This window comes from Kushneria marisflavi (assembly GCF_002157205.1).
Classification (GTDB): Bacteria; Pseudomonadota; Gammaproteobacteria; order Pseudomonadales; family Halomonadaceae; genus Kushneria; species Kushneria marisflavi.
This window is the reverse complement of sequence record NZ_CP021358.1, coordinates 612,098-634,678: the sequence shown is the minus strand read 5'-3', so window position 1 is coordinate 634,678 and position 22,581 is coordinate 612,098. Positions and strand designations below refer to the sequence as shown.

Below are 22,581 nucleotides of genomic sequence, written 5' to 3'. Positions count from 1 at the left end.
GCTTTATTTCCCCATTTCTTCGGATATCACATGGACTTTTCACTCCCCCGGGACATCGAGCAGTACCGTCAGCGCATCAGCACCTTTGTGGATGAGCGCATCATGCCGCTGGAGAAGGACCGCGCCAATTACGATGAACACGAAAACATCGTGGATCATCATCTGCAGCGGCTGCGGAGTGAAGTGAAGGAGGCCGGCCTCTGGTCACCGCAAATGCCGCGTTACCGTGGTGGCATGGGGCTTTCCATGGTGGGCATGGCGGCCTGCTATGAAGCCATGAACCGGTCCATCTTCGGGCCGGTCTGTTTTAACGCCGTGGCGCCTGATGACGGCAACATGATGGTGCTCGAAAAGGTTGGCACCGAAGCGCAAAAGTCGCGCTGGCTTCAACCGATCGTGGATGGCCAGGTACGCAGTGCCTTTGCCCTGACCGAACCCCATCCCGGTTCCGGCTCCGATATGGCCGGCATGATGCAGACCCGGGCCGAGCGCCGTGGCGACCGGTGGGTTATCAACGGACACAAGTGGTTTATTACCGGTGCCGGGCTTGCCGAGCATTTCATGCTGGTCGCCCGGACCAGTGATGATGCGCGCAAGGGCCTGACGGTCTTTTTGTTTCATCGTGATCAGCCCGGTTGGGAGATCAAGCGTCGCATCCCGATCATGGGGCCTGAAGAGCACGGCGGGCACTGTGAGCTGATCTTCGACGGCCTGGAGATTCCTGACGATCAGGTGGTGCTGGGGGTCGGCGAAGGTATGAAAGTCGCCCAGATTCGACTGGCCCCGGCGCGGTTGACGCACTGCATGCGGTGGCTGGGTCTGGCGCAGCGGGCGATGGAAGAGGCGCTGGGCCATGTCGAGATGCGTCAGGCCTTTGGGGCTGCGCTGGCGGACAATCAAAGCATCCAGACGATGCTGGGCGAAGTGGCCATGGAGATCGAGGTGGGCCGTACGCTGGTCATGAAGGCCGCCTGGGCGCTTGATCAGGGCAGCTTTGCCCGCAAGGAGGTCAGCATGGCCAAGGTGGCGGTCTCGAACGTGCTCAACAAGGCGGTGGATGTGGCCATTCAGGTGCATGGCGCCAAGGGGTACTCCCAGGACACGGTGCTTGAATGGATCTACCGCTATGCCCGTCAGGCGCGCATCGTGGACGGTGCCACCGAAGTTCATCAGATGCTGCTGGCACGCATGCTGCGCAGCGAAGGCAACGACTTCTGGCACTGGGAGGTTGCGGATCAATGAGTGAGACCGGTTCGGATTCGGCCCTGACGCAATGGCTGGCGCAGCGCTGCGACGCCGAGCGTGTGGTCATCACGTCCCAGCGGCGTCTGGGTGGCGGCGCCGTACAGGATAATCGTTTGCTGGAGGTCAGCGTGACCGGCGGCCCCATGGCCGGTGAACAGCGCTGGGTCCTTCGCAGTGATGCCCTGGCGCCGCTGGCGATCAGCGCCAGCCGGCAGGAGGAGTTTCTGCTGATCGAACGTGCCTGGCGTCATGGCATTCGCGCGCCTGAGCCGCTATGGATGTGTGAAGACAAAAGCGTTCTGGGGCGTTCCTTCATGATCATGCGCCATGTTGCGGGAGAGGCTTCTCCTCGGGCGCTGGTGGCTCGTGCCGGGGAAGGTGCGCTTGAACCACTGGTGGAGGAGCTGGGGGCTGAACTGGCCCGTATTCACGCCCTGCCGCTGTCCGACGAAGATCAAATTCCACAGGGCGATGTTGATTGGATCTCCACGCAGCTGGCCGATCTTCGGCACCGGCTGTCACGGCTTGAACCGCCACAGCCTGTGCTGGCCTGGGCGCTGCGCTGGCTGTCAAGACAGCCCCTGGCGCCGTCAGGAACCGTACTGGCCCATAATGACTTCCGTACCGGCAATCTCATGGTTCAGGATGGCCGGCTCGAGGCGGTACTGGACTGGGAGTTTGCCGGGCCCAATGCTGCCCTTGCCGATATCGGCTGGTTTTGCGCCCCCTGCTGGCGTTTCGGTGGTGCCGGGGAAGCCGGTGGTCTTGGGTCGATGGAAGCGTTTTTGCGCGGCTATGAAAATGCCGGCGGTGAGCGCGTCGATCGTGAGCAACTCGACAGATGGATCATCCTGGCCACTCTTCGCTGGGCCGTGATTGCACTGGAGCAGGGCGCTCGGCATGACAGCGGTATACAGCCGGATCTGGAACTGGCGCTGACCACACATCTACTGCCCGGTCTGGAGCTTGACCTCCTGCGTTTGATTCCCGTTGATCCAGATGTTGACCCGGACACTTTGCTCCGGTCCCCGGGCAGGGCCGGGGAGGATTCTACCGAAACGTCTCTTCCCAGAGCCTGGGAGGCGCTTTCGGCGCTTAACGACGACGCGCGCGATCTGATGGAGATTACACGTCAGACACTCAAGTCAGAGATCATTCCGGCACTGGACGGCGAGGCGAGACATTCGGCGCTGATGGTGGCCAATGCGCTGTCGATCATCTCCCGCCAGCAGTATCAGGGCGTCTCCATCTGGGATGAGGTCAGAGAGACGCTGGCACAGCAGCTTTCCCTGCCGATGGAGGGCCTTGACGCTCAAGCCGGTGCCCGTGCTCTGGTGGAAGAAATTCACCGCGGCGAGCGTGATACCCCGGAGCAGTTTGAAGCGCTGCGCCATCTACTCAAGGAAGATGCATTGGCGCGCGCGCACATCAGCCAGCCCCGTGCCGCTCGGTAGCGGGGCGCACGGTTATCGTGGATGCCGATCGGTACAGTTCGCCTAGAAAAGCCTTGAAAGCAGCGACACCACGGCCGTTTCGACGCGTAGAATGCGCGAGCCCAGATGGATGCCTTCAAACCCCATCGCCTGCAGTTTTTCCACTTCAAAGGGAATAAAGCCGCCTTCGGGGCCAATGGCCAGGGTCACGCTCTGATCCATGGGCAGGCCGCGCGGGCAGCTTTCCCCGATGCCGGGATGTGCCAGCAGTGCCCGATGACCGATGATGGCCTCAGGCAGCTGGTCCTCGATAAAGGGTTTGAAGCGAGGCTGCATGTCCACCGTCGGCAGCACCGTGTCACGCGCCTGCTCAAGCCCAAGGCGGAGGTGGGCATCGATGCGCTCGGGCTGAAGCTCGGGCGATTGCCAATAGCTTTTCTCCACCCTGGCCGTATGTAAAAGCGTCAGTCGCTTGACCCCCATGGTGGCAATGTTCTCAAGCGAGCGAGCGAGCATGCGCGGGCGCGGCAGCGCGAGCAAAAGATGTATCGGCAGTGCCGGCGGGGGAGGATTATCGAGATGAAGGATCTCGAACAGCGCCCGATCCCTTTCAAGCTCGAGCAGGCGCGCTCGGCCGACCCCCTCATTGCTCATGCCAACTGTCAGCTCTTCACCGACGGTGGCCCGATGAATCTCTTGAAGATGGCGCAGGCGTCGACTGTCGCGAATACAGGCTCGATCGGGAGGCACAAGGTCCTCTGGGGTCAGCAGCAGCAGGTTCATGGCAGTGGTATTTCCAAAAGCGCGAGCGTGTCGATAGGAGCGGCGATGATAGCGCAGCGACCGCGGGCGGACGACCCGTTCGCTTTCTGACATAATGCGCCGGATACACGCCCGGACATACGGGCAACTGGCTTGAACCATGATGCAGGAAAGCTTCGCCATGAAGGTATTGATGATCGGCGGCGGTGGCCGCGAACACGCACTGGCGTGGAAACTGGCACAGTCACCGCGAGTAGACGAGGTGCTGCTGGCGCCCGGCAATGCCGGTACCGCTCGCGAGCCCGGTCTTCGCAACGTCGATGTTGCCAGCGGTGACATCGAAGGGTTGCTGGCGGTAGCACGCAGTGAGGCGGTGGCATTGACGGTGGTCGGCCCCGAGGCACCGCTGGTGGCCGGCGTGGTAGATCGCTTTCAGGCGGAAGGGCTCAGGATTTTCGGTCCGAGCGCGGCAGCCGCGCAGCTCGAAGGCTCCAAGGCCTTCAGCAAGGATTTTCTGGCGCGCCACGGCATTCCAACGGCCCACTATCAAAGCTTCACCGAGGTCGCGCCGGCACTGGCCTACCTTGAGTCACAGGGCGCGCCGATCGTGATCAAGGCTGATGGTCTGGCCGCCGGCAAGGGCGTCATCGTGGCCATGGACATGGCGCAGGCACGGGCTGCCATTCACGATATGCTTGAAGACAATGCCTTTGGCGATGCCGGCGCTCGAGTGGTCATCGAGGAGTATCTCGAAGGCGAAGAGGCCAGCTTTATCGTCATGGCGGATGGTTACCACGTGGTCGAGATGGCCACCAGCCAGGACCACAAGCGAGTGGGAGACAATGATAGCGGTGCCAACACCGGCGGCATGGGCGCCTATTCACCGGCACCCGTGGTGACCGAAAGCGTGCGCCAGCGTGTCATGCGCGAGATCATCATGCCGACCATTCAGGGCATGAAGGCCGACGGCCATGCGTACACGGGCTTTCTTTATGCCGGGCTGATGATCGATGATCAGGGCGCTCCACGCGTGATCGAATACAATTGCCGATTTGGCGATCCCGAAACCCAGCCGATCATGCTGCGTTTGCAGTCTGATCTGGTCACACTGTGTGAAGCAGCCATCGACGGCCAGCTTGATCAGTATCACTGCCAGTGGGATCCCCGTTCGGCAGTCGGTGTGGTGATGGCGGCAGAGGGTTACCCGGGCAGCTACCGCAAGGGAGACGTCATTACGGGATTTGACGAGGCGCAGCGTCTTGGATGTCACGTCTTTCACGCCGGCACCCGTGAGAGTGAAAACGGCACCATCGAAACGGCCGGCGGGCGCGTACTTTGTGTGACGGCACTGGGAGACGATGTGAAGGCGGCACGCGATCTGGCCTATGAAGGCGTGGCCGCCATGCAGTTTGAAGGCGGGTTTTACCGCAGTGATATTGCTGCACGCGCCATCAATCGATAGCGCTGCACGTCGGTCGGCTGCAAGGGTCGACCGGCGTCAATAACAATACCCGTCTCGGGTCTGCAGCTCAGGAGGTGCCATGTCACGCGAATATCCCGTGATTGCCATTACCGGCTCGTCCGGCGCAGGAACCACCACCGTGCGGCGCGCCTTCGAGCGCATGTTTTCCCGCAAGGGCATTCGGGCCGCCTTTGTGGATGGCGATGCCTTTCACCGCTATAGCCGGGAGGATCTGGCGCGCATCTTTCGCGACGAGCCCGAGCGCAAGCATGAGCTCTCGCACTTTGCCGTCGAGGCCAACCTGTTGGATCGCCTGGAGCGCCTGTTTGCCGAGTACGGCGAGCACGGTACCGGTACCTATCGCCACTACATTCATGCCGAAGACAAGCGCATGCTGGAGGCCGGCTATCATGTGGGTACCTTTACCGAGTGGCAGCCCTTGCCCACCGGCACGGACCTTCTGTTCTACGAAGGACTGCATGGCGGACTGGTCTCTTCCCAGCATGATCTTGCCCAGCATGTCGATCTGCTGATTGGAGTGACGCCAACCGTCAATCTCGAGTGGATTCAAAAGATTGACCGCGACATCAATATGCGCGGGCATTCCCATGAGGCGGTGGTGGATACCATTCTTGGACGAATGCAGGACTACGTGCGCTATATCGTGCCGCAGTTTTCCCGCACGCATATCAATTTTCAGCGCGTACCCACGGTTGATACCTCCAATCCCTTTGAGCCGCAGGCGATTCCATCCGATGCCGAATCCTTCGTGGTGATTCGCTTTCGCGACCGCGACAGCGCGGATTTTCCCTATCTATTGACCATGCTGTCAGGCGCCTTCATGACGCGGCCCAACACGCTGGTGGTGCCCGGCTCACAAATGCCATTGGCCATCGAACTGATTCTGGAGCCTCAGATCGAAGCCCTGCTGGCGCAGCGTCGCTTTCGATAGGTATGTTTGGCGCCAGTAACAACGATTCTTTCTTGACCAGGGAGTGTTCATGTCCACGATCTTTACCAAAATCATTAACCGCGAGATCAATGCCAGCATCGTTTTTGAGGACGATGAGGTACTGGCGTTCAATGACGTTAACCCGCAGGCGCCGGTCCATGTGCTGATTATCCCTAAAAAGGAGATCGCAACGCTTAATGACCTTGCTGAAGAAGATGCTGCACTGGTGGGCAAGCTGCATCTTGTCGCGGCGAAGATCGCCCGTGAGAAGGGGATCGCTGAAGACGGCTATCGCGTGGTGATGAACTGCAATGACCAGGGCGGCCAGAGCGTCTATCACATCCATCTGCATCTAATGGGTGGGCGTCAAATGAGCTGGCCTGCCGGCTAAAGACATTCTCGCATCCATTAAAAGCGTCGGTAGCCACTCTGCCGGCGCTTTTTGGTTTCCGATGCATGCGTTGCTGAGCATTCAGCGTCGCCAGCCCGAACGATGGCCGCTATAGTCAGGGCATCCTTCGCTTTTTCATCGTGAGCGAGCTTCAGGAGATAGGCCATGTCCCGTCGATTCACGCACAGTGATCGTTTTGTTGATCAGCTTGACACCATGCTGCGAACCCTGGTGCCGGGGGCAACGCGTGCCAGCCGAGCCCGGCCCGGCATGGCGGTAAAAAATCAGTCCATGACCGCGGAAGAGACCCGGCATTCCATTGATGTTCTCCGCCACCACCATCGCGCTCGCGTCATCGGTCAGGGCGTATATCAGGGGCAGCGGTTTGCCACGGGCATCAGCAGCCGCTATCAGCCGGTAGATGACTTATCGGTGCGAGGCATCGACCATCTTGACTGGTGCGATACTCGTCTTGAAGAGCTTGGAGGACAGCCGTCACGTTTGATCCCCTTTTATTACACGACATCGCTGGGCGCGGGCATACTGCTGAGTCGACGCCATCGCGCGCATGGGCTTGGCTTGGTCAATCTGGCGGAAACGCTTCAGGGTGAGTCTCTGGAGCGCCAGATGGCGGCGCTGCCGGCAGGGGATAACAAGTCGCGCGCGATTATCCGTCAGATGCTGGACGACTGTACGCGTCATGCGCGCGTGGCGCTGGAGGCCGGGGGAGAGCGCTGGCCTGGCGGCTGGCGATGGGTGACATCGCTGGGGGCTCGGGCGTGCGAATGGCGACGCCTGCGTCGCCATTCATCCGGTAATATGATCGATTGATCAATCCTGCTCGCGAGGCGCGCGCTCCTGAGTTTCTCCGGATTGAGCCTTGCGAGATTCGGTCGAAATGGGTGAAAGCTCGGTAATGGCACCGGCCTCGTCTTCCTCCTTTTCATGAGAGAAAAGATCCCACGCCGCAATGAAAAGTGCCGCAATCAGCGGCCCGATCACGAAGCCGTTGATCCCGAAAAGCGCCATGCCGCCAAGTGTCGAGATCAACACGACATAGTCAGGCAGCTTGGTATCCTTGCCGACCAGCAGCGGGCGCAGAAAATTATCCGCAAGGCCGATCACCACGACCCCCACAAAGGTCAGGATGATGCCACTGGCAATGTTGCCGGTCAGCAGATAATAGATGGCGACAGGTGCCCAGACCAGAGCGGCACCGATGGCCGGCAGCAGTGACAGGAAGGCCATGATGACGCCCCAGAGCAGGGGCGCTTCAATCCCCAGCCCCCAGAAGGCCAGACCACCAATGGCACCCTGAGTGGCGGCAACGATGATATTACCCTTGACCGTGGCCCGAGTGACCGTAATGAACTTGTTAAGCAGTTGATACTTGTAGCGCGCGCTCAGAGGGATGGCCTGGCGGATGCGTCGACCCAACGGTACCCCGTCGCGAAACAGGAAAAACAGCAGATACAGCATGATGCCCAGGCTAATGAAAAACTGAAGCGTGTTCTGTCCGATACTCAGGGCTCTTGACGCCAGAATCTGGCTGCCCTGTGCGGCGCCTTCGGAAACACGATCGCGCAGCTGGGAAAGGTCGCCCATTCCTGCGCTTTTGAGCCAGCCATCGACCGTAGGCGGTAATGCCTGGCGTGCCTGTTCGACATAGGCACCGATATCCAGATCACCTGTACGGATGCGTTGATAGACGCTGGTGCCTTCCTGAACCAGAGAGCCGGCGATCAGGGTGACCGGGATAATGACGATAAAAACGCAGATCAGGACATTGGTAAGGGCGGCCAGATTGCGTCTTCCCCCATAGAGGCTCAAAAGGCGCCGCTGCAGGGGCATGAACACAAGTGCCAGAATAACCCCCCAGAACACGGCGCTGAAAAAGGGCAACAGTATCCAGATAAAAGCGACCGAGACGGCTACCAGCAGCAGCTCAAACGCCCTTTTTTCAATCGGTTTTTCCATGCTTTCTCCTGCCTGGCCATGACGTCAGCAAGTGCTGACCGGCAGTGCCTGTCACCATCGTAAAAAACCCGGCACAACGCCGGGCATGTCATCTTCAGTGTAGTCAGACTGCGCTACACGACATTGATTCATCGCAGTGTTCAGCGCTGAAGGCCGTTGTCAGGCTTCAACGATTTCCCACGAATGGGTGATCTCGACGCCGCCTTTGGCAAGCATCAGTGACGCACTGCAATATTTCTCGGCCGAAAGCTCCACGGCGCGCTTGACCTGAGCTTCCTTGAGCGAGACGCCTGTCACCACAAAGTGAAGATGGATACTGGTAAAAACAGCCGGTGTGGTGTCGGCGCGCTCGGCCTTGAGCTGGGCCACACAGTCAGTCACCCTTGCGCGCGCCTTTTCAAGGATGTTGATGACATCATAGGCGCTGCACCCACCAAGGCCCATCAGAACCATTTCCATGGGGCGGGGGCCGGTATTACGACCGCCGTTGTCCGGGTTGCCGTCCAGAATGACGGCATGACCGCTGCCGGATTCGGCCACGAACTGTCGACCGTCGGTCCATTTGATGTTGGCTTCCATGAGTCTTGCTCCGTACGAGTAAAAAAGAGGTGAAACCTCTCACGGTATGATTGGATCAGGGACAGAAATCAGTTCATGTCACTGATGCGAAAGTTGTTGCTCCAGAAGAGCCAGACGTTCGGGTGTGCCAATATCTGACCATTTTCCCTGATGGTGATGGCCGCCGAGCCGCCGCTGCTGTATGGCGTTGACCAGGCAGGGTTTCAATGGGCAGGGCGTATTGTCGGTCAGATCTGCCACCAGGGCGGGATGCATGAGCGCCATGCCGGCATATACCAGGCGGGGTTCTCCCTGCTCGTGCAGGCGGCCGGTCTCGTCCAGGTAAAAATCTCCTCCGGGATGGTGCTCCGGCGGGTCGACCATGACCAGTCGCGCCAGGTCATCTCCCAGTGGTGCCGTCATGCCGGGGGGCATGTCGCACCAGACGTCGGCATTGACCAGCCAGAAGGGGGCCTCTCCCAGCAGAGGCAGGGCATGACGAATGCCACCGGCTGTCTCGAGTGCCGTGGGCTCGACGCTGTAGCGCAATTGAACCCCATGCCGGGCGCCATCTCCCAGTGCCGTCATGATCTGTTCGCCGAGATAGCTGACGTTGATGACAATATCGGTCATGCCTACCGAGCGAAGCCGCTCGATATGATATTCGATCAGGGGTCGTCCCCCTACCCTGAGCAATGGCTTGGGACAGTCGTCAGTCAATTCTCGCATGCGTGAGCCGCGCCCGGCGGCAAGAATCATCGCTTTCATGTCAGGCCTCGTGGCAGCCGGTACGATGCTGAATCAGTCGTGCATCCAGTGCTGGTACGAAGCAGGTATCAAACCACTGCATGAAGGTTTCAAAGCCAGGCTGGCCCGTTAGCCCCTGGCGAACATGCTCAACAAACAGTGGCAGTAGCGTGAGATAGCGAGGCTTGTTGTCGCGCAGTGCTAGACGACAAAAGCCGCCCAACACCTTGAGACTGCGCTGGGCGCTGGTTAGATCGACCATGCGTCGAAACGCTTCCGGGGCCACGGGCGCCATGACACCGGCGCCTTGTGCCTGCTGACGCCAGGCCTCGATCCAGCGTTTTTGATCGCTTTCAGGCCAGGCATTGTTGCGATCGCGTAAAAGACAGACCAGATCGAAGGTCAGCGGACCGAGCACCGCGCCCTGAAAATCGATGACCCGGAGTTGGTCCTCATGCCACATAAGGTTTTGTGCGTGGAAATCGCGATGGACACAGACTCTGGGCTGGGCGCTCACTGCCGCGACCAGCTGTTCTCGTATTTGTGTCCAGCCCTGCGGAGGCGCCATGTCAAGCCACTGCTTTAGACACCACTCGGGGAAAAGATCGAGCTCCTCTCCAAGCCAATGCGCATCATAAATCGGCAGCTCATCGGTCGGCAGGGCTGCAATGGCTACCGAGGTTTTGATGGCCTGCATCATGAGCATTTCACGCTGACCATTTTGAAGATGTTGGCGCAGCATCTCATCGCCAAGATCTTCCATCTCGATAAACCCCTGATCCAGATCGACATGGTAAAGCTCGGGGACGGCAATACCATGGTCGCGCCATTGGCGAGCAATCTCTACAAAGGCATGGCTGTTTTCGTGCTCCGGAGGGGCATCCATCAATATACGTGAATGGCCGCTATCGAGATGCAGGCGAAAATAGCGCCGAAAGCTGGCATCATCTGTCACGATCTCAAGCTCGGGAGCTGTCGACTCAAGGCCGTGATGAGAGGCTGCCCAGTGGCGCAGGGCGTCAAGGCGCGCTGTCATGGGAACTCCTGGTTGACGGTACGGTTGCGGCACCGCATGCTGAGCGCTCAAGGACCGCAACAGACACTTTTGTCGCTGTTTTCAGGCTGCTGCAGTGTCCAATGCCGCGTACCATACCGATTTTTAAAAGCAATCACATCGCTTCATTGCAAGGAAGAACAAGGATCATGGGCCAGCGTATCTTCTGGACCGCCGCCTCGCTGACCGGTCTTCTCTCGACCATGGCTCAGGCGGCGCCCCAGCCACTGCCTGCAAGCGAACTTGACTGGCAGGCGTGGGGGGATGACCGCCCCGCCAATGCGCTGTGTCGGGGCCGCTATGTTATGCCGGATTATCGTATCGATGCCGGCAGTACTCCGTCACAGGTGCGTACCGAATCCGATGACGCCGGATACGGTAGCAATGGTGAAACCCTGCTGGATGGTGAAGTTGTCCTGCGTCAGGGGGACGAGCAGCTTGAGGCAAAACGCGCCACGCTTAACGAGGCGCGCACGAATGTGTCGCTACAGGGGCCTGTTGCCTATCGTCAGCCCGGGTTTCTGGTGCGTGGTGATAGTGGCGAGATGGCGCTCAACAGCGATGCAGCTGAAATTGACCAGGCCCACTACGTGGCGCATCAGCAGCGTCTGCGCGGTGACGCCGGTCAGTTGGCGCGACTCGAGGATGGTCGCTACCGGCTTCAGGACGCTTCCTTTACCACCTGTGAACCGCAGTCGAGTCTCTGGAAACTGGTCAGTAGTGACATCACGCTGGATCAGAAAAGAGGATACGGGACCGCGACCCATGCACGCATGGAAATCGAGGACGTCCCGGTCTTTTACTGGCCCTGGCTGCGATTCCCGATCGATGATCGCCGTCTGAGTGGATTTTTGTGGCCTTCGGTCAGCTATGGCAGCGATTCAGGGCTCGATTACGCTCAGCCGTTTTATCTCAACCTGGCGCCCAATTACGACGCTACCATCACCCCCCGCTACATCTCTGAAAGAGGGGAGGCGATTGGTGGGCAGTTGCGTTATCTCTTCGAAGAGGATGCCGGTACCCTGGAAGGCAACTATCTCGGCCACGATGAGGGCGGAGATGACAATGAGCATGAAGGGGAAGATCGCTGGTTTGTCCGCTATGCCCATGATGGGCTTTTTTCGCCGCGTACCACCTACAATCTGCGCTATGGGGCAGCCAGCGATGGTGACTATTTCGATGATTTCGGGCAGACCTTCGAGCAACAGGATACCGATAACCTCGAGCGTCTGGCGCGGCTGAATTATCAGGGCACGACCTGGAACCTTCAGGCGCGGGCGCGTGGTTATCAGAAACTTGATGACCCGCTGCGTGATGATGACAAGCCCTTCTATGAGTTGCCGGCGTTGCTGGCCAGCGCGCGCTGGGACCAGGCCGGAGGTCTTTACGAGGAATTCAATTCCAGCGCCACTTATTTCTGGCGTGACGTTAACTATAGCGACCCCGAAATCATCCCGCAGGAGTCCGCGACAGGGGCGCGTGTTCACGTTGCCCCCGCCGTTGGCTTCCGCCGTTCTCCTTCATGGGGATTTTTCGAACCGCGCGCGCAACTCATGGCCACCCAATATGATCTGGACTGGCATGACCGTGAAGACACCTCGGGCTTTGATAACTCGCCCAACCGGGTGTTGCCGGTCCTGTCGGTAGATTCGGGGCTCATTTTTGAACGTGATGCCAGCATTTTTGGCAGCGACTGGCGCCAGACCCTGGAGCCTCGCCTGTACTATGCCTATGCCCCGTATCGCGATCAGTCCGAGCTGCCGCAGTTCGATAGTCGCGAGCAGCCGCTGTCCTACTCGCAGCTCTGGTCACCTTACCGGTTCAGCGGTACGGACCGTATTGGAGACATCAACAAGGTGTCCTATGGGGTCAGTACCCGCTTCCTTGAAGATGATACCGGCCGGGAACGGCTGGCGTTGTCGGTGGGGCAAAGCCACTACTTCGAGGATCGCCGCGTCATCGATGCCCGCTTTGAAGACCGCGTGCTTAATGAACAAAGCGATCTTTCTTATCGCAATACGCGTGATCGCTCACCGATCGTTGCGGAAGCCGATTGGCAGATTACCGATCGCTGGTCGGCCCGGCAGTCTCTTTTCTACGATGATCACCGTAATCGCACCGAGAAGGCCACGTCCTACCTGACCTATCAGGACACAGACAATCTGATCCTCAATATGGGGTATCGGTGGACCGTTCAGGACTTTGATCCTTTCGGGGATCAGGATGATCGCCTGACCTATAACCGTGAAGAATATGATCTGTCGGCGGCGTATCGCCTGACGCCGGCAATTTCACTGCTTGGTCGCTATCTGTATGATCAGACCAATAATCGAACCCTCGAGACGCTGGCGGGTGTGCGCTTCAATGACTGCTGTTACGGCGTTCAGCTTGCCTGGCGTGACTATATCGATGATAACGATACGGCTCGCATCAGTGATGACGATCGCAAGCAGGGGCTCTTTTTGTCCTTTATCTTCAAGGGGCTTGGCAGTGTAGGGCAGGGTAGCACTGATGGTTATTTCTCCGAGGCCATTCCCGGGGTTCGGGAAGATGACTTCGGCGCCTATACCGGCGTGAGCAACTAAATCATACGATCGCCTGCAACCGGACAATAACCCGTAGCGAAGGCACGACCCTTGCTGCACCACTGACGTCAGGTCAGTGTCATGAATGAGAAGAGAGATGTCATGAAAGCACGCAACGCAAACACGCTGGCCGCTCTGGGCCTTGCGCTGAGTCTTTCCATGTCGCCGCTGGCGACGGCTGCGGTGCAGCCACTGGATCGCGTCGTTGCCGTGGTCAACGATGACGCCATCATGTCCAGCGATCTGGACCAGCGTGTCAGCCAGGTGCGTCAGCAGATGCAGTCACGCAACATTGGCATGCCCGACCAGAATGAGCTGCGCGAACAGGTGCTCTCACGCATGATCACCGAGCAGATCGAGCTGCAAATGGCCCAGCGTGCCAACCTGAGTGTCAGCGACAGCGACCTCAATCAGGCCATGCGAGGCGTTGCCCAGCGCAACAACATGACGCTCGAGCAGTTTGCAGATCGTGTCGAGCAGGAAGGCATGAGCTATGCCCAGGTGAGAGAGCAGGTGCGCCGTGAGCTTCTGATTACTCAGGTGCAGCAGCGCAGTGTGGCAAGCCAGGTCAACATTTCCGATCGGGAAGTGGATCAGTATCTAAAGCAAGCCGGCAGCAATGCCAATACGCAGTATCATCTGGCGCATATCCTGATCTCCGTGCCGCAGGCGCCAACGCCTCAACAGGCTGAGGCGGCTCGTCAAAAGGCCGAACAGCTGCGTAAGGAAATTACCTCGGGTCGGGCGAAATTTCAGGAAGTCGCCGCGGCGCAGTCCGATGGACCGCAAGCGCTGGACGGTGGTGATCTGGGCTGGCGCTCCGGTGCCGAGATGCCCAGTATCTTTGACGACGTCGTGCCCGGCCTGAGCGTGGGGGAGGTTAGTGAGCCGATTCGCAGCCCCAGTGGTTATCATCTGATTACGCTTCTGGACAAGCGCGGCGGCGGTAATGCCGATCAGCAGCGAGAGCAGATTCGACGCACGCTGTTTCAGCGCAAGGTCAACGAAGAGCTGGAGGCCTGGACGCAGGAAATTCGTGCTTCGGCCTACGTCGACAATCGACTGGAACAGGGTGACGGCACCTCGCCGTAACGGGCCATGCCTTTTCTCGGATGCCGGCATTGATAACAGGCCGCGAGCGACCCTCGCGGCCTTTCGTTGATGCAGGCCGTTATCTTTTATGCAAGGATCATTCATGTCACGACAACCAGCCCCCATGCGCGCGCGCAAGCGCTTTGGGCAGAATTTTCTTCAGGATCACGGGGTCATTGAGCGTATTGTTGGCTCGATACATCCGCGAGAGGGTGATCGGCTGGTCGAAATCGGACCCGGTCAGGGCGCCCTGACCGAGGAGTTGCTGGCAGTACATGGATCACTTGAGGCCATCGAACTCGACCGTGACCTGATCCCGGGGCTGCGCACGCGCTTTTTTAACTATCCCGACTTCAACATCATTGAAGGGGATGCACTGGCGTTCGATTTCAGGGCATTCCGGGGTGAAGGGGCACCACTGCGTGTGGTCGGTAACCTTCCCTACAATATTTCCACGCCGCTGATTTTCCATCTATTGAGTGCCGGCGACGCGGTGCGCGACATGCACTTCATGCTGCAAAAGGAAGTCGTGGCCCGTCTTGCTGCACAGCCTGGTACCGGACAATGGGGCAGGCTATCTGTCATGACACGCTATTACTGCCAGGTCGAATCGCTCTTTGATGTGCCGCCTGAAGCCTTTTTGCCCCAGCCCAAGGTGGATTCCAGCATCGTACGGCTGGTGCCGTGGCAGGTGCGGCCACACGTGGCGCATGATGAAACACTGCTCTCCGATCTGGTGCGTCGCGCCTTTTCCCAACGGCGCAAGACGCTTCGCAACAATCTGCGGGATATCATGAGCGCCGAGACACTTGAATCGCTTGAGATTGCGCCCACGCGTCGCCCGGAAACCCTGAGTGTCGGTGAGTTTGTGACGATTGCCAATCACCTGTCCGAGAACGCCTCATGAGTGAGCCTGCCAGGGATATCGTGGTCGAGGTTGAAAGCTTTTATCTGCCGCAGGAGTCGGATCCTTCGCAGCAGCGCTTTGTGTTTGGCTATCGGGTCGCCATCCGCAATCAGTGGGCGTATTCCATACAGCTACTGGCGCGCTACTGGCGGATCTCCCTGGGCAGTGGCGAGGTGCGTGAAGTTCGTGGAGAAGGGGTGGTGGGCAAACAGCCCATGATTGCGCCGGGTCTGCCCTTCAATTACAGCAGCCGCGCCATTCTCGACAGCCAGGTAGGCGTCATGGAGGGCAGTTATACCTTCATGGCGCCGGCGCTGGGAGAGACGTTTGATGTGACCATTGCACCTTTTCGTCTGGCCTGCCCGCTGCATCTGCATTGATATCTCAAGGCCTCGTGCTGAAAGGGAACAATGTCTTGTTCGTTCAATGGTTCTGGAGTAGACAATGACGATCTGGGTCATCGGTGATTTACATGGCTGCGGCCATGAGTTTGATGCGCTGCTCAAGGCCATCGATTTTGTACCGGGGCGCGATCATCTGTGGCTGACCGGGGATCTGATCAATCGTGGGCCGCAGTCACTGGCAACGCTTCGCCGGGTATATGAATTGCGTGAGCATGCAAGCGTGGTGCTTGGTAATCATGACCTGCATCTTCTGGCCGTCGCCTTTGGCCATGGTCGTCTCAAGCCTTCGGATACCCTGATCGATATCCTTGAGGCGCCTGACCGTGAAGTGTTGCTGGAGTGGCTGCGTTGCCAGCCCTTGATGGTCGAGTCCCAGACGTATCAGTGCGTCATGACCCATGCAGGTCTGCCGCCGCAGTGGTCGATCGAACGTGCAAGGCAATATGCCCGTGAAGGTGAGGCCATGCTGTCTTCGCGCCAGTTCCTTGAATTCCTGCCGCACATGTATGGCAATGAGCCGGCGCGATTCGAGCCGGGGCTTCGCGGCAATGATCGCCTGCGCGCGATCATCAATGTCTTTACACGCATGCGTTTTATCGATGCCCACGGCACGCTCGATTTCAGCGCAAAGGAAGGGCTGGACAGTGCGCCCGAAGGTTTCAGTCCCTGGTTCTGCTTCGAGCGGGGCGACACCGAGCGCTTGATCTTTGGTCACTGGGCTGCCCTGGAAGGTCGTGCACCCGGGGCGCGAGCCAATGTTCGATCGCTTGATGCCGGCTGTGTCTGGGGCGGGGCCCTGATGGCCATGAATCTTGAAACCGATGAAGTTGTCACGGTCGCCGCGCAGGCGCGTGGATAATGGCGGCATCGATATTGCAAACAGATCCAGAGGAGACGGCATGTCCTTTAGTCATCTCGATCATGACACCCTGAGGCAGTGGCAGGGCAACGGCACTGCGCATAAGGTGGTCGATATTCGCGATCCCATGAGTTTCAGTCAGGGGCATATCCCCGGCAGCTGTCATCTGGACAATACGAGCGTGGGCGATTTTGTCGAACGCACGCCGCAGGAAAGTGCCGTGGTAGTGGTCTGCTATCACGGTCACTCCAGTCAGCAGGCAGCGCTGTGGCTGGCCGGGCAGGGCTTTGAAAGGGTCTACAGCCTGGATGGAGGCTTTACCCACTGGCAGCACCAGCATCCCGATCAGGTGGTACGTGACGATGGGGTCGGGTCGAGGTGATTCGTTTTGAGCTCGATGAGGCGCTGAAGGGTCTCGAGGTCTATTGCGTTGGCGGCGCCGTGCGTGATGACCTGCTGGGGATCGCCCATGATGACCGGGATTGGGTGATTGTGGGTACCACCATCGATGAGATGCGCCAGCGCGGGTTTCGCCCGGTCGGGCGTGATTTCCCCGTCTTTCTCCACCCTCATACTCACGAGGAATACGCTCTGGCGCGCACCGAGCGCAAATCCGGTCATGGTTATACCGGTTTTGAGGTACATGCCGCGCCCGATGTGACACTGGAAGAAGATCTTGCGCGGCGCGATCTGACCATCAATGCGATGGCGCAGGATAGTTCGGGGCAGCGCGTGGATCCTTTTCATGGTCTGGAGGATTGTCGTGCCGGAATCCTCCGTCATGTCTCCGGGGCCTTCGTCGAAGACCCGCTGCGCATTCTACGCACTGCCCGCTTTCTGGCCCGTTTTCGCCCGCGCGGGTTTACGGTCGCTGATGACACGATGACGCTGATGAAGGCCATGGTGGCCGAGGGCGAGGTCAGTCATCTGGTGGCCGAACGGGTCTGGCAGGAGATCGAGCGGGCGCTGAGCGAGTCTGATCCAAGGGCCTTTTTCGAGTTGCTTCAGCAGTGTGGAGCGCTCAATGTTTTGATGCCGACGCTCGATGAAGTGTTGGTGGAAGGTCTGGCACGGATGAGTGTTGCTACGGCGCCCATGGCCCGCTGGGCGCTGCTGACGGCGGACCTGTCAATTGACGCCCTGACGGCACTTTGCGAGCGTTATCGCGTGCCGGGAGAGTGGCGTGATCGTGCTCTGATGGTCGTGCGAAGTCGGGCGATGTTCTCAGCCCCGTTTGAGGCCGAGCAGGTGCTGGCCTGGGCGCAGGTCATGGATGCCTGGCGGCGGCAGTCGCGTCTGGATGACGTGCTTGATATGCTGGCCATCGGCGACTTCGGGTTGCCTGTTACGGTGCTTGAACACGCGATTGATCAGGCGCGCATGATTTCACCTCAATCACTCATGGCGCAGGGCTATCAGGGTGCCGAGCTGGGACGTATGATCGAGATCGAGCGTCTGCGTGCTATTGAACACGCGCTGGCGCAAGCGTGATGGCCTCCAGCGGCTCCGGCGCCGAGATCTGCTTTCCCTTCCACTCAAAGGCGACCGGCCACAGCCCCTGGGAGTCGGCATCGAAATCCTGCCATAGCGCCTGGTAGGTCAAACCTGTCAGCGGATGATGGTGATCACCGAAGCTTTCCGCCAGCGGACGCAGGACAAAGGCGTTATAGGTGATCTCTTCACGAGGCAGAGTGATTCCGTCAATGCAGCCGGTGAGATCGTCCATGCTCAGGATGTCGATATCCAGTGCCCGCGAGCTGAACTTTGGGGCGCTATGGTCACGGCCATTGTCACGCTCGACCTGCTTGCACCACTGATTGAGCTGCGACAGCGGCCACGGGCAGGTCGCGCCCACTACCAGGTTGTAAAAGTTGCATGGGCTGTCAAACCCCACCGGGTGGCTTTCAAATACCCGCGAGATCAGCAGTTCCCCGAATGCCTCATGCAGAGCGGAGAGCGCCGCATCGATACGGCGATGACGATGGGCGTTGCTGCCCAGGCTGAACAGTACAAAGGCCATGTCAGCTGCGGTACTCGCCGCGTTCGATACGCACGCCCACAAAGGCAGCGTCTGCCACGGCACCCGGTTTCTTGAGCGTCAGCCGCAGCCAGGCAATGCCAAATTCTTCTTGAAGCAGGCTCGCCATGCGCTCGGCAAAGGTTTCTACCAGTTCAAACCGGTGTTCGCTGCAGTACGCCTGAAGGCGCTGGCTAATAGCGGCATAGTCCAGTGTGGCGCTCAGGTCATCGTTACGAGCGGCCTGTGCGATGTCGCAGCCCAGCTCCAGGCTCAGCAGGAGCCGCTGATGGATGCGCTTTTCCCACTCGTACACGCCGATAACGGCTTCCAGCGCCAGTTCTTCAATCAGCACCATGTCCATGGCGTCGCTCCTGTCATGGGAGGTTGTTGTTTATGGACGGTTGTTTATTTCTGGACGTGCGCCGGGGGCGCCAGTTCGGAAAGCGGCCAGCGCGGTGTGGCCAGCATGGTCCGGCCATCGCGTTCGCCGGCCAGCAGGCGCTGTGTGCCCACATAGGCAATCATGGCGCCATTGTCGGTACAGAAGCGCCCTCTCGGGTAAAAGGCGCGTGCGCCCATTTTTTCAAGTGCTGCATCCAGGCGCTGACGCAGCCGCTGATTGGCACTGACGCCCCCGGCTACGACCAGGCGTTTGAGGCCGGATTGCTCCAGCGCGCGTCGACACTTGATGACAAGCGTATCGGCCACCGCTTCTTCAAAGGCGCGGGCCACATCGGCTCTTGTCTGGTCATCAAGGGTGCCCTCGGATTCCAATGCCTTGATGGTGGTCAGGGTGTGCGTTTTCAGACCCGAGAAACTGAAGTCCAGTCCAGGACGGTCGGTCATGGGTCTTGGAAAACGGAAACGGGTGGGGTCGCCCTGCTCGGCGAGACGTGCAATGTGAGGGCCACCGGGATAAGGCAGCGAAAGCATGCGAGCGGCCTTGTCGAACGCCTCGCCTGCTGCGTCATCAACCGACTCGCCCAGCAGCGTATAGTCGCCCAGCGCATGCACGGCGACCAGCTGGGTATGTCCACCCGAGACCAGTAGTGCCACAAAGGGAAATTCGGGGCGCTCTTCTTCCAGCATTGGCGCCAACAGGTGGCCTTCCATGTGGTGAACACCCAGTACCGGTACCTGCCAGGCCCAGGCCAGCCCATGTGCGGTGGATGCTCCGACCATCAGAGCGCCGACCAGGCCGGGGCCTGCTGTATAGGCGATGGCATCGACTTCGCGGGCTTTTAGGCCCGCTTCAAGCAGTACCTGGTCAATAAGAGGGAGCAGGCGACGAACATGATCGCGTGAGGCGAGCTCGGGCACGACGCCACCGTGCTCGACGTGCATGTCGATCTGGCTGAACAGGGCGTCGGCCAATAGCCCGTGTTCACTGTCAAACAGGGCAATCCCCGTTTCATCGCAGGAGGTTTCGATCCCCAGTACGCGCATGATGTTTCCTGACTCTGATAAGGGCGTCTTTCAATGGCGGGTGCCACTCGGCAGGTGGTGGGCGCTGCCGCCGGCAGGGGAGCAAGTTTACCTGTTTGTGCTTCTCGCGTCAGGCGCTTTGCAAACCGGAGACGTGACGTTTATAATGCGTGTCCCTGTAATACCGGGCTGTGCTTCTGGCCGCTGATCGCGGCGCCTTCGCTGAATCGTGATAAACATTCATGACCGGTTTAAGTGCCGCATCGACGGCATTGAGCACATTCAAACCTCATTGATCTCCTTAAGGTGGTGATTGCTTAATGCCTTCCGTCAAAGTACGTGATAACGAACCGTTCGACGTTGCTCTGCGTCGCTTCAAGCGCTCCTGTGAAAAGGCTGGCGTGCTCTCCGAAGTTCGTCGTCGTGAGAACTACGAAAAGCCCACGGCCGAGCGCAAGCGCAAGGCAGCAGCAGCTGTCAAGCGTCATGCCAAGAAGCTGCAGCGCGAGCGCAAGCGCTTCGAACGGTTGTATTAATCCGTACCTGAGCGTATGCCCAACGCTTCAGCGGGATGCCGAACGGCCGCCATTGGCGGCCGTTCGTTTTTATAGATGATGGTGTGTCAGACGTTGCCACAGGGTGGCAATCAAGGACGTCATCACGGCCGATAACGCCACATGCAGCGCCTGAGAAGTCAGATCCTTCGGATAATGGAAGTGATGGCGACGTCGCAGGCATGACCACTGACCCTTGAGGTAGTGCAGGACATTATGGCCGGCAGAATTCCTCAGCGATTCATCGACGATCTACTGGCGCGAACGGATATCGTTGATGTCATTGGTGCTCGTGTGCAGCTCAAGAAGACGGGGCGCAACCACTCGGCGCTTTGTCCGTTTCACCAGGAAAAGTCTCCTTCCTTTACTGTCAGCGCCGATAAGCAGTTCTACCACTGCTTTGGGTGTGGTGCGAGCGGCAACGCGCTGCGTTTTGTCATGGAGTTTGATCGCCTGAATTTCCCGGAGGCGATCGAGGCACTGGCCGGTCGTGCCGGCATGGAAGTGCCGCGCGAAGGAGAAAGCGATGAACAGCGCCAGCAGGCGCGTGTCCAGGCGCGACGACAGGAAGAAGCCGTCAATCTGCTGGAGTTGGGGACGCGGTTCTATCAGCAGCAGTTGGCGTCAGGCGCGTCGCAGTCGGCGCACGATTATCTAAAGCGTCGCGGCCTGAGCGATGACATTGTCAGCCGTTATGCCATTGGCTATGCACCGGCAGGCTGGGATGTGCTCAAGCGTCATCTGAGCGAAAAGGGTGTGGATGAAAACGTTCAGATCGAGTATGGCCTGCTGGTCAGGAAAGAGGAAACCGGGCGCAGTTGGGACCGTTTCCGTGATCGGGTCATTTTTCCCATCCGCGACTGGAAAGGGCGAACGATCGGCTTTGGCGGCCGCGTGCTGGGGGATGAAAAGCCCAAGTATCTCAACTCGCCCGAGTCCCCGGTCTTTCACAAGGGGCGAGAGCTTTACGGGCTTTATGAGACCCGGATGCAATCAAAGCGTCCTGAGCGCATGCTCATTGTGGAAGGCTATATGGATGTGGTGGCCCTGGCGCAGCACGGGGTCGATTACGCGGTAGCGACACTTGGGACTGCGACCACGGAAGAGCATTTACGGCGTCTTTTCCGCCTGGTGGATGAGGTGGTGTTCTGTTTCGACGGTGATACTGCTGGCCGGCAGGCGGCATATCGTGCGCTGAATACCGTGCTGCCGCAGATGATCGATGGCCGTCAGGCACGGTTTCTGTTTCTGCCGGAAGGGGAAGACCCGGACTCTCTGATCCGTCAGGAAGGCGGTAAGGCGTTTGAGCAGCGCATCGTTCGCGCCGGTTCGTTGACGGAATACCTCTTCGATCATGCCGGTGAGGGACGGGATCTGCGGCGCCTTGAGGATCGGGAGCGCTTTGCCAGTGCTGTGCTGGAAGGCATCGCGAAGTTGCCTCAGGGGCTTTTGAAATCCCTTTTGATGCGCGAGCTCAGCGAGCGTACAGGCCTTGAGCGCAGTACGCTTGAAGAGATTTCCGAAGGCAGGGCTCGCCCGGGTGTGGCGGCATCACAGACCCCTCAGCCACAGCAGCATGCGTCTTCTCATGAATCCGGCCATTCGGCGCCGTTGGCAAGAAAGGCGCCGCCACGCCGTCAGCAGGGTGCGACGAGCCTGAGCATGAGCGGTCGAATCCTTCATTTGATCGTACATTCGCCAGTGCTGGTCGAGGCGCTACCTGAAGGCGAGGCGTGGTGCCCTGAAGATGACGACGGCCAGCTGTTGCTGGAGGTGGTCAGGCTGGTGCGCGCTGGTGGGTATCGCTCATCGCAGGTATTGCTGGCCCATTTTCATGGCAGCAGTCATGGCAGCCGGCTGTTGACGCTCCTGCAGCGTGAGCCATTGATTCCGGCCGCTCTGCGTCAGCGGGAAATGGAGGTGCTCGTGGCGCACTTCGAGCAGCAGCGCAAGCGTTCAAGTCCGGAGCGTGAGCTTGAAGCGTTGCAGGCCAGAGAGCGCAACGGTGAAAAACTCACGCGTGAGGAAGCAGGTCGGCTGTGGCAGTTGATCTGTGAGCTCAAGCGCTGAAGGCCCTGCCATGGGGTTGAAACAAGCGTTTATCCCCCTTATTTAGTAGGGATACAGCGATAGACGCCGCATGGCTTTTGGCGT

23 protein-coding genes are annotated in these 22,581 nt (G+C 59.2%); 15 read left to right on the top strand and 8 right to left on the bottom strand.

Features of this window, described 5'->3' with window-relative positions:
* Window positions 1-30 precede the first annotated feature (30 nt).
* Together B9H00_RS02970 and B9H00_RS02965 are read left to right on the top strand one after the other, a co-directional pair.
* Window positions 31-1,242: an acyl-CoA dehydrogenase family protein gene (locus B9H00_RS02970; RefSeq protein ID WP_086899412.1), complete on the top strand. Its 1,212-nt coding sequence runs from the start codon at window positions 31-33 to the stop codon at window positions 1,240-1,242.
* On the top strand, window positions 1,239-2,699 hold the full coding sequence (locus B9H00_RS02965; RefSeq protein WP_086899411.1) for a phosphotransferase: 1,461 nt from the start codon (window positions 1,239-1,241) through the stop codon (window positions 2,697-2,699). Before B9H00_RS02970 ends, B9H00_RS02965 begins: the two co-directional genes overlap by 4 nt.
* Window positions 2,700-2,741: 42 nt before the next feature.
* On the opposite strand, the gene B9H00_RS02960 is transcribed toward B9H00_RS02965, so the two are convergent.
* Window positions 2,742-3,461, bottom strand: coding sequence for a 16S rRNA (uracil(1498)-N(3))-methyltransferase (locus B9H00_RS02960; RefSeq protein ID WP_086901670.1), 720 nt, complete (start codon window positions 3,459-3,461; stop codon window positions 2,742-2,744).
* Between the two features lie 160 nt (window positions 3,462-3,621).
* On the opposite strand from B9H00_RS02960, the gene purD reads away from it, so the two are divergent.
* The 4 genes from purD to B9H00_RS02940 all read left to right on the top strand — a co-directional run bounded on the left by purD (window position 3,622) and on the right by B9H00_RS02940 (window position 7,076).
* Window positions 3,622-4,902, top strand: a complete 1,281-nt coding sequence (gene purD / locus B9H00_RS02955) for a phosphoribosylamine--glycine ligase (protein WP_086901669.1) — start codon at window positions 3,622-3,624, stop codon at window positions 4,900-4,902.
* Between the two features lie 79 nt (window positions 4,903-4,981).
* Window positions 4,982-5,854, top strand: a complete 873-nt coding sequence (locus tag B9H00_RS02950) for a phosphoribulokinase (RefSeq protein WP_086622348.1) — start codon at window positions 4,982-4,984, stop codon at window positions 5,852-5,854.
* A gap of 49 nt (window positions 5,855-5,903) precedes the next feature.
* A complete protein-coding gene (locus tag B9H00_RS02945; RefSeq protein ID WP_086899410.1) occupies window positions 5,904-6,245 on the top strand; it encodes a histidine triad nucleotide-binding protein in 342 nt (113 codons plus the stop codon).
* 165 nt (window positions 6,246-6,410) lie between these two features.
* On the top strand, window positions 6,411-7,076 hold the full coding sequence (locus B9H00_RS02940; RefSeq protein WP_086899409.1) for a 3-demethoxyubiquinol 3-hydroxylase: 666 nt from the start codon (window positions 6,411-6,413) through the stop codon (window positions 7,074-7,076).
* Here B9H00_RS02940 and B9H00_RS02935 read toward each other — a convergent pair whose 3' ends face one another.
* The 4 genes from B9H00_RS02935 to B9H00_RS02920 form a co-directional block, all read right to left on the bottom strand.
* Entirely contained in the window at window positions 7,077-8,222 is a 1,146-nt protein-coding gene (locus B9H00_RS02935) for an AI-2E family transporter (RefSeq protein WP_086899408.1), read from the bottom strand.
* A gap of 159 nt (window positions 8,223-8,381) precedes the next feature.
* Window positions 8,382-8,801 (bottom strand): OsmC family protein, encoded by a 420-nt coding sequence (locus B9H00_RS02930; RefSeq protein WP_086622351.1) that lies wholly within the window; start codon window positions 8,799-8,801, stop codon window positions 8,382-8,384.
* Window positions 8,802-8,879: 78 nt separating this feature from the next.
* On the bottom strand, window positions 8,880-9,548 hold the full coding sequence (gene murU / locus B9H00_RS02925) for an N-acetylmuramate alpha-1-phosphate uridylyltransferase MurU (RefSeq protein ID WP_086899407.1): 669 nt from the start codon (window positions 9,546-9,548) through the stop codon (window positions 8,880-8,882).
* 1 nt (window position 9,549) lies between these two features.
* Window positions 9,550-10,563 carry an aminoglycoside phosphotransferase family protein gene (locus tag B9H00_RS02920; protein WP_086899406.1) on the bottom strand — a complete coding sequence of 338 codons (1,014 nt, stop codon included), beginning with the start codon at window positions 10,561-10,563 and terminating at the stop codon, window positions 9,550-9,552.
* Window positions 10,564-10,730: 167 nt separating this feature from the next.
* Here B9H00_RS02920 and B9H00_RS02915 point away from each other — a divergent pair, with 167 nt between their 5' ends.
* The 7 genes from B9H00_RS02915 (at window position 10,731) to B9H00_RS02885 (ending at window position 17,919) form a co-directional block, all read left to right on the top strand.
* Window positions 10,731-13,166 (top strand): LPS-assembly protein LptD, encoded by a 2,436-nt coding sequence (locus B9H00_RS02915; RefSeq protein WP_086899405.1) that lies wholly within the window; start codon window positions 10,731-10,733, stop codon window positions 13,164-13,166.
* A 102-nt stretch (window positions 13,167-13,268) separates the two neighbouring features.
* The gene (locus B9H00_RS02910; protein WP_086899404.1) at window positions 13,269-14,258 is read left to right on the top strand and encodes a peptidylprolyl isomerase; all 990 of its coding nucleotides are present in this window, start codon (window positions 13,269-13,271) and stop codon (window positions 14,256-14,258) included.
* 103 nt (window positions 14,259-14,361) lie between these two features.
* Window positions 14,362-15,165 carry a 16S rRNA (adenine(1518)-N(6)/adenine(1519)-N(6))-dimethyltransferase RsmA gene (rsmA, locus tag B9H00_RS02905; protein WP_086899403.1) on the top strand — a complete coding sequence of 268 codons (804 nt, stop codon included), beginning with the start codon at window positions 14,362-14,364 and terminating at the stop codon, window positions 15,163-15,165.
* A complete protein-coding gene (gene apaG, locus B9H00_RS02900) occupies window positions 15,162-15,545 on the top strand; it encodes a Co2+/Mg2+ efflux protein ApaG (protein ID WP_086899402.1) in 384 nt (127 codons plus the stop codon). The genes rsmA and apaG overlap by 4 nt, the downstream gene beginning before the upstream one ends.
* Window positions 15,546-15,609: 64 nt before the next feature.
* Complete coding sequence (locus B9H00_RS02895) at window positions 15,610-16,428, top strand: symmetrical bis(5'-nucleosyl)-tetraphosphatase (protein ID WP_086899401.1); 819 nt, start codon at window positions 15,610-15,612, stop codon at window positions 16,426-16,428.
* A gap of 40 nt (window positions 16,429-16,468) precedes the next feature.
* Window positions 16,469-16,810, top strand: coding sequence for a thiosulfate sulfurtransferase GlpE (gene glpE, locus B9H00_RS02890; RefSeq protein WP_086899400.1), 342 nt, complete (start codon window positions 16,469-16,471; stop codon window positions 16,808-16,810).
* A complete protein-coding gene (locus tag B9H00_RS02885; protein ID WP_322788263.1) occupies window positions 16,807-17,919 on the top strand; it encodes a polynucleotide adenylyltransferase in 1,113 nt (370 codons plus the stop codon). The genes glpE and B9H00_RS02885 overlap by 4 nt, the downstream gene beginning before the upstream one ends.
* On the opposite strand, the gene folK is transcribed toward B9H00_RS02885, so the two are convergent.
* The 3 genes from folK to tsaD are packed head-to-tail and all read right to left on the bottom strand — an operon-like array spanning window position 17,891 to window position 19,894.
* A complete protein-coding gene (gene folK / locus B9H00_RS02880; protein WP_086899399.1) occupies window positions 17,891-18,448 on the bottom strand; it encodes a 2-amino-4-hydroxy-6-hydroxymethyldihydropteridine diphosphokinase in 558 nt (185 codons plus the stop codon). The two genes, B9H00_RS02885 and folK, sit on opposite strands and share 29 nt — an antisense overlap.
* 1 nt (window position 18,449) lies before the next feature.
* Window positions 18,450-18,809 (bottom strand): dihydroneopterin aldolase, encoded by a 360-nt coding sequence (gene folB / locus B9H00_RS02875; protein ID WP_086899398.1) that lies wholly within the window; start codon window positions 18,807-18,809, stop codon window positions 18,450-18,452.
* Window positions 18,810-18,853: 44 nt separating this feature from the next.
* Complete coding sequence (tsaD, locus tag B9H00_RS02870; protein ID WP_086899397.1) at window positions 18,854-19,894, bottom strand: tRNA (adenosine(37)-N6)-threonylcarbamoyltransferase complex transferase subunit TsaD; 1,041 nt, start codon at window positions 19,892-19,894, stop codon at window positions 18,854-18,856.
* A 299-nt stretch (window positions 19,895-20,193) separates the two neighbouring features.
* Here tsaD and rpsU point away from each other — a divergent pair, with 299 nt between their 5' ends.
* Together rpsU and dnaG are read left to right on the top strand one after the other, a co-directional pair.
* Window positions 20,194-20,409 carry a 30S ribosomal protein S21 gene (gene rpsU / locus B9H00_RS02860; RefSeq protein WP_086622362.1) on the top strand — a complete coding sequence of 72 codons (216 nt, stop codon included), beginning with the start codon at window positions 20,194-20,196 and terminating at the stop codon, window positions 20,407-20,409.
* Window positions 20,410-20,643: 234 nt separating this feature from the next.
* A complete protein-coding gene (gene dnaG / locus B9H00_RS02855) occupies window positions 20,644-22,497 on the top strand; it encodes a DNA primase (protein ID WP_086899395.1) in 1,854 nt (617 codons plus the stop codon).
* Window positions 22,498-22,581 lie beyond the last annotated feature (84 nt).